This is a genomic window from Bifidobacterium tibiigranuli (assembly GCF_022655035.1).
GTDB lineage: Bacteria > Actinomycetota > Actinomycetes > Actinomycetales > Bifidobacteriaceae > Bifidobacterium > Bifidobacterium tibiigranuli_A.
Genome location: NZ_JALCUA010000010.1, coordinates 39,439 through 49,579, shown reverse-complemented (window position 1 = coordinate 49,579; position 10,141 = coordinate 39,439). Strand labels below are relative to the sequence as shown.

The following is a 10,141-nucleotide window of genomic DNA, read 5'->3' as shown; positions in this document are numbered from 1 at the left end:
GCTCGCCAATTGAACGCGATTATCGTACAGGATGAATGCTATTCCGCGTTCGACTGGACCTCCGAGGGCGACGACCCCACTGCCAGCATTCTTTCAATACCGGGTGCCACACGGCCTGGTGGCGGCGTTCTCGCTCTGTACTCGATGAGCAAACAATCCAATATGGCCGGATACCGCGCAGGTTTCGTGGCGGGGGACTCAAGCATCATTGAGCAGCTCGGCACCCGGTGGGGCACATACGGTCTTGTGCTCTCGCAACCGGTGCAATATGCCATGATTGATGCATTGGCGAACACGGAAGCCGTCAGCGAACAGCGACGAATTCACGCTCGGAGACGGTTGGCTCTGCAAGAAGCCTTTGAACGGTGGGGCATGATTTTTTCTACGGGCAATGTCGGTGGGTTCTTCCTCTGGGGCCATGTTCCTGGGGAAAACGCCGAAAGCGTGGTGCAAAGATTGGCTGAACTTGGCATACTGACCCGCACCGGCGCTGCATATGGTGATGAAACGCATACCTACGTACGCATATCAATCACTGCAAGCGATGCGCAAGTGGCGGACGCTGTAGAACGATTGCATCATGATGCTGATCGGTTAGTGTGAAGTTGGGCGTGGAAGACCCTTTATAAAGGACGACGGATCACCGTCACCGGTGTTGCTACCGCGCGTTACGTATTGCAATAATGGCGGGCTGCACTTTGAGGCGCCGGTCACGAGTTCTTATTCGCTGAGCGGCAGTCCCATTGGACTTCGCTAAAACGACTGAGGCTGCTAACGGTGAATGAGGGAACGCGCTTTTGCGCCTCTGTGCATTCCACGCCAGATTCAGGGCATTCAGGCGGTGGCGAGTTCGCGTTCGACTGCGTGGCGCAGCAGTTCCGAGCGCGTGACGCCCTGGCGTTTGGCGCGCGCGTCAAGCATCTCGACGATGGTGGGCTGCGCCTTGAACGTGACGGTTGTGAGCTCCTCGTCGCTGAGCGGCGGCTTGCCGATGAAGATCTCGCCCTTGCGGTTGGGGTAGTGGCCGTTTTCAGCCTGCTGTGCCCACTGGTCGAACTGCTCGTCCGTTATCTGTACGCCGTTTTCCGTGGTGAATGTCATGGTCCTGCTCCTTAGGCTACATGAGATCGAGTTCTCTGAGCGTCTTCCTGGTCGCGCGCATCGCGTGGTAGACGAGCCACTCATGCTGCTCGCCGATGACGGCGAGCATTTCGATGACGCGCCCGTCCGTAGTGGTGCCGACGAGCAGGTATTGGGTGGGCTCGTCGTCTCCGGGTCTGCGCATTGATCTGATGATGTGGCTGAAAGCATAGCGCACATCGTGTTCGTTGATGTCGGGGTGACGTTGCATCACTCGTGGGTGTACTCTGAGCTGGCTCGGCAAAGGCATCACCCCAATCGTTCCGTGTCATTTCAGTGTAATACAAAATGGTCGAAGCGCTAGACGGATAATCCTGGAGAAAAATGTGGGAGAGCTGGAGTCAAAGGGTTCCAAAAGAATCGAGAACGCTGCTGCAAACCTCAGTAATATGCCTACGAGTAATATACGCATGAGTATATTACTCGTAAGTATAATCCGGAGCTGCATTGTATTTACGGGCTGCAACGAGCAAAACCTCATAGTCAAATCGGCCAACGACATGTTTCGCGAGGCCTTCCATGGCGCTGCAGTCGGCGCGGCCGCAGTGCGCAGCGGCTCCTAGCCAAGGGCGAGGTGGACGGAGATGAGCACCATAGCGATGCCGATGACGGAGTCGAGCGCGATCCAGGCCTGGGCGCTGTTGAATAGGCGCGACATCGTCGCGGACAGCGCTCCCAGCAGCGTGAACCACAGGATGCTGCAGAGGATCGCACCTGCGGCGAATGACCATTTCAGCGTTGCGCCGTAGGTGGCTGCGAGCCCGCCCATCAGCACGATAGCATCCAGATAGACGTTGGGGTTGAGGAAGGTGACTCCCAGACAAGCCAGGATATCCGTGCGCAGCGGCGATTGTTCCATATTGGTAGCGGCAGCGCTGGTAGCGGCGGTGTCAGCTGCGGCGGTGTCGGCTCCGGCAGCGTCGGTCGCAGAAATGTCAGAGCCGCCGTGCCTACGCTCCGCGATAGCTGCACGGCGTAGCGCGCGCACGCGAACGAACACACGTTTGAACGCGAGAATCGCATAAAGCATCAGCACGGCAGCGCCAATCCACGTCAAAGCCGACAGCGCCGAGGGATGGCTCTCTACCACGACGCCCATGCCTCGGGTTCCGAGCGTGACGAGGATGGCGTCTGCCGCGATGCATATGCCGACGATGGCGGGGACGTGGGACCGCGCGATGCCTTGGCGAATGACGAAGGCGTTCTGCGCGCCGACGGCCACAATCAGGCTTGCTTGGCTGGTGAATCCTGTGAGCAGGATGGGGAGTGCTGCGATACTCATACCCATGACAGTAAGGTTTGGTTTTCTGCAAGTCCAACTAATTATTTTGCTAATATATAAGAATTACTTATGTCATTGTGCGGTATCCCACGCGAGCTGTGCGGAAAGGAGACCGTTATGACCGTACGTCGGTCTAGCAAGAGGCTTTCTGGTGGCTTGCAGGCGGTGGGCTCGCAATCGGCTGGTTTACAGGCGGTCAGTAGCTCGCAGTCGGTCGGTTCGGATGCTGCGACCGCATTGTCGGCGGCAATCCGCTCCATTCCCATAGAGCAGCTCACTGCCTTGCAGCAGATTGTGGAAACGGGCAGCTTCGAAGCGGCCGCAGACGAGCTGCGCATCTCGCAATCGGCCATCAGCCAACGGGTGAAGGCGCTGGAATCGCAACTCGGGCAGATTGTGGTGCAGCGCACTAAGCCGGCGCAGCCTACGCGCACGGGTCAGTTGCTGCTGCGTCTTGCCCGCCAGATCGCCCTCGCTCAGGAGGAAGCGATGCGGCAGATTGCGGACGAGCAGCGCGGCAATGAGGTGAATATTCGCATCGTGGTGAATGCCGACTGCCTGGAAAGCTGGGTGCTGCCGGCGCTCGCGCCCATTGCGCGCCAGTCCATCGCCGTGGATATCAGGCGGCAGGACGAGCAGCTGTCGTCCCGGCTGCTGCGTTCCGGCGAGGTGATGGCCGCCATCACCGCTGACGAGAAGCCAGTGCAGGGATGTTCCAGCACAAGTCTCGGCGCTATGGCTTACTATGCCGCCTGCGCTCCGCAGTTCGCCCGGCGGTGGTTCCCCGATGGCATGAACGGGCCGAGTCTCGAACGGGCTCCGCTGATGCAATACGACAAGGACGACAGCCTGCAAAATACATTCATACGCAGCATCACGGCGGCCGCAGTGCACCCGACCACGCATTACGTGCCCACGCCCACCGGATTCATGAACGCGATCGCGCTCGGATTCGGGTGGGGCATGATCCCCGCCGCAAGCCTGGACTCGCTTCCCGCCGGCACGCTGATCCGGCTCTCTGACAAGCCGTTGCTGCGACCGTTGTTCTGGCAGCAATGGCGGCTATCATCGCCGTCACTTGACGCCGTGGCCCAAGCGATTATCGCAGCGAGCCGCAAAGCGCTGGTGGCGCAGGACTAGCGGTTTTTCCCGCATGGTTGGGCATCCAGCTGCTCGCAACTGGAACGAAAGGGCCGCTGACCGCGCGCCAGTGGCTCTTTTGTGCCAGTACACGAAGCAACTGGCAGAAATACGCCGCTGACCGCAACTCAGTGGCTCTTCTGCTCCGGTATGCCTGCGTGGGGATACGGTTTAGCCGAGAAACAGAAATCCCGCAGCCTTTGGAAACAAAGGGCTGCGGGATTATGGGCGGAGGATGCGAGATTCGAACTCGCGAGGCTGTTACACCAACACGCTTTCCAAGCGTGCGCCATAGGCCACTAGGCGAATCCTCCAAGTACACCGACCCCATACGGGTATCGGCACACAACTTGAAGAGGATACCACAGATTGCGGCTGGGCAACAACCCAGCGTGGCGCAGGTGGCTTTGAGACTATGCTCCTTTGTCTCTATGCCCCTTGTGCGACGCAGAATCGCGACAGGAGGCACAACAAGGGCATAAGACCTTAAGCTATGCCCTTGTTGTGCCTCCTGTATGGGTTACCTGGCGCAAAAGGGCATTATGCCGAATTTTGCGCCCATCGCCTAGTCGGTCAGCTAGTCAGCCGGAACCCCGGACTGATCAACCAAACTCCTGACTGACTAACCAACCGAAGACCGAAGGATCAGTAGTTGTTCGAGCCGGGGCCTTCGAAGTGGATGGTGAAGCCGCGCTCATAGTGCAGGAACATGACGGCGCCGTAGCGGTCGACGTCGCGGTGGGTGAACAGCATGCGGATGGCGAAGGTGGTCTGCACGTTGTAGGGCAGCTCCTTGAAGGCCTTGTGGGCATCCCAGTTCGGCGGGGCGATCGCCTGATCGGGCACGTAGGCGTAGCCGTAGCCGTCCTCGTTCACATAGCCCATGAAGGGCAGATCCCAGGCGTTATGATCGGTCAGCGCCTGCTTGAAGTCCTCGACCTGCGCGATTTCCTCGTCGGTGATGCCGAATTCCTTGGCGACCTTGATCGCCTCTGCGGTCTTGGCGGCCGCGTCCTCTCCGTACAGCGACGTATCAACTGTGATGAGTTTGTCTTCTGCCATCGGGGTTCCTTTCCATTGCATGTTGCGTTCCCCCAGCGGGTGTCGCTGCGTTGCTGGCCGTTATGCTTCTACGCTGGCAAGCAAACGGACAGCAGGGGAACCGGTGTCGCCGGATTTCTCCAACACCGTTCAACGTATCATGTTTTGGTTACGGCAAAGGGTCTCGCTGTGGAACGAAGGGCAAAATAATGGTCAATGTGATATATAAGACACTGAAAGACAGCGAGGCAGATTTCACAACACCCGCACGTCGAATGTTTGCGCACTGCCGCCGCACCGTGAGAGAGTGGAACGCAGATCACAGCGCAAGGAGGACGGATGACTTCATCGAAAATCGCAGCAATCATGTCTTTGGCGGTGTCGGCGGCTTTGCTCGGCGCATTGGCAACGGCACCCGCATATGGGGCTTACGAGATTTCGCCTTCCGCTGACACATCGGTGAGTCAGCAGGAGTCGGTGGATTTTTCGGCGGCCCCGCGGCAGATGCCCGATACGAGTGCATTGAACAGCCAGATTCCCCCCGACGCCACCTATGTCTCCCCGGACTACGTCACGCTTTCGGACGGCAGCATGGTTGACGCCACAACTGCACAGCCAGTCAATGATGAAAAGCTTGTGGGCGATGCGAACAAGCCGGCTGACCCGTTGGCGAAAACCGATGGAAAATCGTTCGTTCCCATAACCGTTGGCGAGGCCAAACAGGCCGCAGGCGATTCGGCGGCGCAAGACCAGGCACAATCAGCACCGAAGCGCATGCAGCGTTCCCTGCCGCTGGGCAACGGTTCGTACGGTGCATATTGGGGCACATATAACGGCACTCGCGCCTTCTTCGAATCCGATGGCACGCTATTCGCCCAGCAGGCCAAAAGCGTTATCGACGTCTCGCAATGGCAGGGCAACATCGACTGGCAGGCAGCGAAGAACGCAGGCGTCGAGGGTGCCATCATTCGCCTGAGCTATGGCTGGGACAATGGCTTCGACACCTATGCGCGCCGCAACATCAGCGAGTGCAAACGCCTGGGCATCCCTTTCGGCGTCTATATCTATTCCTACGCACAGGATGCGGGCGACGGCGCATCCGAAGGCTCGGACGTGGCGAGTCTGCTCCGCCAGGCAGGCGTGAGCCCGGGCGACTTGAGCTACCCGGTGTTCTACGATCTGGAACGGTGGACCTGGTCGGGCCATACGCCTCCCACCAGTCCGAGCGTGTATGACGGCATCGTCAACGCCTGGTACTCCAAGCTGAATGCTGCTGGATACCACAATCTCTCCGTGTACTCGTACACGAGCTATCTCAATACGGCGCTGAACTCGACCAACATCCGCTCCAAGACCCGCTGGGTCGCCAGCTACGGTGCGCGCACGGGATTCCCCTACTCTACAAACGACCGAGGATGGCAGTATTCCGACAGCGGCAACGTGAACGGCATCTCCGGATCCGTGGACCTCAACGCCTTCGGCAACAAGAACTATGTCGATAACGACCCTGCGGGCCAGGACCCGAAGCAGCAAGGCGCGGCGCTCACGGACGTGAAAGAAGGGGACTATTATATAGTGTCCTCGTACGCTGATCAGGTCGTCGACATCGCCGGGTCGAGCACGGCTGATTCCGCAGCGGCTGAAATCCGGCAATACAGCGGAGCAGCCAATCAGGTATTTCATATCGCCGCCTTGGGAGGGCAGCGTTACTCGATTAAAGCCTCACAATCGGGCAAGGTGCTGAGTGTGAAAAACGGGCTCTCGGGCAACGGCATGAAGGTCGTGCAGAACAGCTCCACGAATGCGGCCAGCCAGCAGTGGCAGCTGTATCGAAGTGCACGTGGGTACTACTTCATCAAGTCCTTGGCCGACAGCACGAAAAACCGTTTCCTCGATGTCACAGCCGGCAACAGCGCGAACGGCACACCGGTCGAGATATGGGGACTCAACGGCGGCACCAACCAGCGCTTCCGGCTCGTGCCGGTCGGAGCATACCGCCCGGGCGCGAATGGCTGGGTCACCATCGGCAACGCCACCTATTGGTACGATAATGGCGTGCGCTGCACCTCCCAGGAAATATATGACCCGGCCTCGAAGGGCTGGTATTACCTCGACGCGAGCGGGAAGCGCGTCAGCGGATGGTTCACGCTACCTGACGGCCGACGTGCGTACTATGATCCGAAAACCGATGCGATGGTTCATGGAGAGCGATATATCGGCGGCATCTGGTATTTCTTTGACACCACCGGCAATATGGCGCACGACAAGGACGTATGGATAGCCGCGGGCCAGAAGTGGGCCAGATACGACTCGCAGGGCCATATGGTGTACGGCGAGGATTTCCGATACGGCGGCTGGTATTACTTCGACCAGCATACCGGGGCCATGGTGAAAGGCTGGAAATTCCTGCAATCCAATGGCGGCAAATGGGTCTTCTACGATATGACCACTGGCCGCATGGCGCATGGCGAACAATGCATCAACGGGAATTGGTATTACTTCAACGATGCCACAGGCGCGACAACCTACGGCTGGAAAAAGCTTGCGGACGGACGATTCGTCTACTATGACCGCGTCACCGGGATCATGCTCAAAGGGCATCAGGTCATCGACGGTCGCGCATACTACTTCGACCCGGTCACCGGCGCGCTGCACAGCTAGAACACAGCGGCACAGCAGGGGCTACGCGCAGTTGCGCCTGCCGTGCCGCCTAAAGGCCATAAGCCCGGGCGGCAATTGGGTGCGACCAGATGCCGTCCGGGCGCGAGAACTCCTGCGTCCGGGCGCAAGAACGCCTGTCACAGCTCCTTTTCGATGATGTAGCGCGGGCGGTTCTTCGCTTCCAGATAGATCCGACCGATGTATTCGCCGATGATGCCGAGCGAAATCAGGATGAGCCCGCCAAGGAACCAGAGCGAGAACATCATCGATCCCCATCCGGAGACGGCGCGTCCCATGGCGACTGAAACGATGATGTAGATGAGCATGGCAATGCTGCCAAGCATGGAGATGAAGCCTGCCACGGTAACGAGATGCAGCGGCTTCACGGAGAAGGACGTGATGCCTTCCATCGCGAACGAGATCATCTTGGACAGCGGGTATTTCGATTCCCCGGCGACGCGCACGCCGCGCTTGTAATGGACTTTGTCTGTCGTGAAGCCAAGCGAGGGAACGATGCCGCGCAGGAAGAGATTCGACTCCGAGTAGCGGGAGAGCGCCGCTATAGCGGTTCGGCTCATCAGGCGGAAATCGGCATGGTCGGGAATCGTATCGGTTCCCATCCATGTCATGAGTTTGTAGAATGCCTCGGCCGTGAAATGCTTGAAGGCCGTGTCGTTCTCCCGATTGTTGCGTACTCCGAACACGATTTCGTTGCCAGCGCGGTATGAATCGACCATCCGCCCGATGGCGTCGGGATCGTCCTGCAGATCCGCATCCATAGAGATCGCGGCATCGCAGTCGCGCTGCAAGGCTGCGATGAGCCCCGCGTAGACCGCGTTTTGATGCCCCCGATTATGAGAGAATTTGAGTCCCCGATACAGCGTCGGGTTCTTGGCGTGCAGCTCCTCGATGATACCCCACGTGCGATCCGAGGAGCCGTCGTCGACGAACAGCACAAAGCTCGAGCTGCTGATGTCGCCGGTATTCATCAGCGCGGTCAGCTGGTCTTCGAGGACCGCGGCGGTCTGGGATATCACAGGTTCCTCGTTGTAGCACGGTATAACCATGCTCAGCAGAGGCGCCTTTCTGCGATGCGTTTCCTGTGCAGAACCCATAAGAGCGCTGTTGTCTTCCTCGTTTGGCATGTGCCTCAGTATAGCGCAGACGCCATGTGATGATACGGCGGGAATGAGCGATGCACAGAGTCTTCATGTGTCCACGCGGAGCATTACCTTAAAGTCGGCTGATTTGTTCACATATGGGATAGAGCGTGATAATGATGGGGTACAGGCCGAAGTTTCTTGGTGCAGTGGGGGCGCTGATCGTAGCGGCAAGTCTGGCGCAGACGTTTACGTTTACAGCCATGGGTGCGCAGCTGCCGGCCGATAATGCGCAGGATACGCAGGTCGATTCGAGCCAAGTCAAGCAGGGAGACGCTTCGCAGCCTAGCACGGGTGAATCATCCCCTTCGGCTCAGCCATCAGGAAACGGCACGCAAACGGGGGCATCCGCTGCTGCGCCGTCAGCCTCCAACCCATCGAAGGCGCCGACGAGCAGCCAGTCGCCGACGGCCGCTGACCACTCGGCTGTCAATGGCCAGCAGAGCCAGCAGGCTTCGGGTGAATCGCGCAGCGAGGCTTCGCCCGACACTGGCGACACTAACGCGGGTTCAGACAACGGGGGATCTGCCCCTGATCCGAGCGTGCAGGGCTGGGTCGTGAATGACGGCGTGAAGCACTGGTACGATCATGGCGTCATGGTCAAGGACGAGCAAGTATACGATCCGGAAAGCCGCGCATGGTACCAGCTCGATGCGCAGGGCGATGTGGTGACCGGCGAATTCTATTGGTCGCAAACCCACGACTGGTACGACTTCGACAAGACCGGTGCCATGGTCAAAGGCATGGCCTATATCCATGAGCGCAACGGCTCTAAATGGGTGTACTACAGCTTCGATACCGGCGCGATGGCGCATGATGAGCAATATCTGGACTTTGACGGCCAACACACCGGATGGTATCTGTTCGACCATTACACCGGTGCGGTGACCTACGGTTGGAAGTATCTCGCCCAAGGGCATAAGTGGGTGTATTACGGCATTCCTGACGGCAGGATGCGTAAAGGCGAGCAGGACATCAACGGCGCCTGGTATTACTTCGATCTTTCCAGTGGCGCGGTGACTTACGGTTGGAAGTATTTGCCGCAGGGACGCAAATGGGTGTATTACGGCATTCCCGATGGCAAGATGCGCAAGGGTGAGCAGTGCATCGGCGGCGCTTGGTATTACTTCAACGATTGGACCGGCGCTACGTTGTACGGCTGGCAGTGGGACCACGGCAAGCAGGTGTTCTACGATCGCGTCAGCGGCAAGATGGTGCATGGTGCAGTGATGATTGATGGCATGCCGTACTACTTTGACCAGTGGACGGGCCGCCGATACGCCAGGAATGAGATAATCGGCAGGCTGCTTGCGCAAGCCCGCTCCTCGTATGGAAAGAACATCGACGCCCCTGGCATTCTCGCTGCGAACGGTGGGCTGATTTGCCCCTTCGGGCCGTGCATGGCCTGGGTGTGGTGGGTGTTCCATGAATCAGGGCTCGGCATATTCCTCGCTGATGGCGCCGCCTCCGGTTGGCCGCATCACAACTTCGATTGGTACCGGGTGCGCGGCCGTGTCAGCATGACGCCGCAGGTCGGTGACATCGCGTTCTACAAGTGGCCGGGCTGGGCGGATGCCTACTCCGCGTCCCATGCGGGCATCGTCGTATCGGTCAATGGCGGTCACGCGATTGTCGCGGATGCGATATTCGGCGGCATCGGCGAACGCCCTTCGTACAACGTGCTGGTCGGCTACGCACATCCATATTGGGGCTGAGT

9 protein-coding genes and 1 tRNA gene are annotated in these 10,141 nt (G+C 58.9%); 4 read left to right on the top strand and 6 right to left on the bottom strand.

The window, feature by feature from the left end:
- A partial coding sequence (locus LKK40_RS09270; protein ID WP_304310343.1) for a pyridoxal phosphate-dependent aminotransferase occupies nt 1-603 on the top strand: 603 nt, incomplete at its 5' end.
- Nucleotides 604-834: 231 nt separating this feature from the next.
- Here the strand turns inward: LKK40_RS09270 and LKK40_RS09265 are convergent.
- The 3 genes from LKK40_RS09265 to LKK40_RS09255 form a co-directional block, all read right to left on the bottom strand.
- Nucleotides 835-1,101: a ribbon-helix-helix protein, CopG family gene (locus tag LKK40_RS09265; protein ID WP_162000796.1), complete on the bottom strand. Its 267-nt coding sequence runs from the start codon at nt 1,099-1,101 to the stop codon at nt 835-837.
- Nucleotides 1,102-1,117: 16 nt separating this feature from the next.
- Entirely contained in the window at nt 1,118-1,351 is a 234-nt protein-coding gene (locus LKK40_RS09260; protein WP_162000795.1) for a hypothetical protein, read from the bottom strand.
- Between the two features lie 348 nt (nt 1,352-1,699).
- A complete protein-coding gene (locus LKK40_RS09255; protein ID WP_162000794.1) occupies nt 1,700-2,422 on the bottom strand; it encodes a LysE/ArgO family amino acid transporter in 723 nt (240 codons plus the stop codon).
- A gap of 117 nt (nt 2,423-2,539) precedes the next feature.
- Between LKK40_RS09255 and LKK40_RS09250 the strand changes: the two genes are divergently transcribed.
- Nucleotides 2,540-3,562 carry an ArgP/LysG family DNA-binding transcriptional regulator gene (locus LKK40_RS09250; RefSeq protein ID WP_162000793.1) on the top strand — a complete coding sequence of 341 codons (1,023 nt, stop codon included), beginning with the start codon at nt 2,540-2,542 and terminating at the stop codon, nt 3,560-3,562.
- Between the two features lie 229 nt (nt 3,563-3,791).
- Here the strand turns inward: LKK40_RS09250 and LKK40_RS09245 are convergent.
- Both LKK40_RS09245 and LKK40_RS09240 read right to left on the bottom strand, forming a co-directional pair.
- Nucleotides 3,792-3,876: transfer RNA gene (locus LKK40_RS09245), tRNA-Ser, on the bottom strand.
- Between the two features lie 331 nt (nt 3,877-4,207).
- Nucleotides 4,208-4,624, bottom strand: coding sequence for a glycerophosphodiester phosphodiesterase (locus LKK40_RS09240; RefSeq protein ID WP_152581514.1), 417 nt, complete (start codon nt 4,622-4,624; stop codon nt 4,208-4,210).
- A 318-nt stretch (nt 4,625-4,942) separates the two neighbouring features.
- On the opposite strand from LKK40_RS09240, the gene LKK40_RS09235 reads away from it, so the two are divergent.
- Nucleotides 4,943-7,264, top strand: coding sequence for an RICIN domain-containing protein (locus LKK40_RS09235; protein WP_152581513.1), 2,322 nt, complete (start codon nt 4,943-4,945; stop codon nt 7,262-7,264).
- A 137-nt stretch (nt 7,265-7,401) separates the two neighbouring features.
- Here LKK40_RS09235 and LKK40_RS09230 read toward each other — a convergent pair whose 3' ends face one another.
- Nucleotides 7,402-8,331, bottom strand: coding sequence for a glycosyltransferase family 2 protein (locus LKK40_RS09230; protein WP_237564511.1), 930 nt, complete (start codon nt 8,329-8,331; stop codon nt 7,402-7,404).
- A 209-nt stretch (nt 8,332-8,540) separates the two neighbouring features.
- On the opposite strand from LKK40_RS09230, the gene LKK40_RS09225 reads away from it, so the two are divergent.
- Nucleotides 8,541-10,139 (top strand): CHAP domain-containing protein, encoded by a 1,599-nt coding sequence (locus LKK40_RS09225; RefSeq protein ID WP_152581512.1) that lies wholly within the window; start codon nt 8,541-8,543, stop codon nt 10,137-10,139.
- The last annotated feature ends 2 nt before the right edge of the window (nt 10,140-10,141 follow it).

What these genes read in the sequence shown, in the direction of transcription:
- LKK40_RS09265 (WP_162000796.1), bottom strand. Translation starts at nt 1,101, where the DNA reads ATGACATTCACCACGGAAAACGGCGTACAGATAACGGACGAGCAGTTC.
- LKK40_RS09260 (WP_162000795.1), bottom strand. Translation starts at nt 1,351, where the DNA reads ATGCAACGTCACCCCGACATCAACGAACACGATGTGCGCTATGCTTTC.
- LKK40_RS09255 (WP_162000794.1), bottom strand. Translation starts at nt 2,422, where the DNA reads ATGAGTATCGCAGCACTCCCCATCCTGCTCACAGGATTCACCAGCCAA.
- LKK40_RS09250 (WP_162000793.1), top strand. Translation starts at nt 2,540, where the DNA reads ATGACCGTACGTCGGTCTAGCAAGAGGCTTTCTGGTGGCTTGCAGGCG.
- LKK40_RS09240 (WP_152581514.1), bottom strand. Translation starts at nt 4,624, where the DNA reads ATGGCAGAAGACAAACTCATCACAGTTGATACGTCGCTGTACGGAGAG.
- LKK40_RS09235 (WP_152581513.1), top strand. Translation starts at nt 4,943, where the DNA reads ATGACTTCATCGAAAATCGCAGCAATCATGTCTTTGGCGGTGTCGGCG.
- LKK40_RS09230 (WP_237564511.1), bottom strand. Translation starts at nt 8,331, where the DNA reads ATGGTTATACCGTGCTACAACGAGGAACCTGTGATATCCCAGACCGCC.
- LKK40_RS09225 (WP_152581512.1), top strand. Translation starts at nt 8,541, where the DNA reads ATGATGGGGTACAGGCCGAAGTTTCTTGGTGCAGTGGGGGCGCTGATC.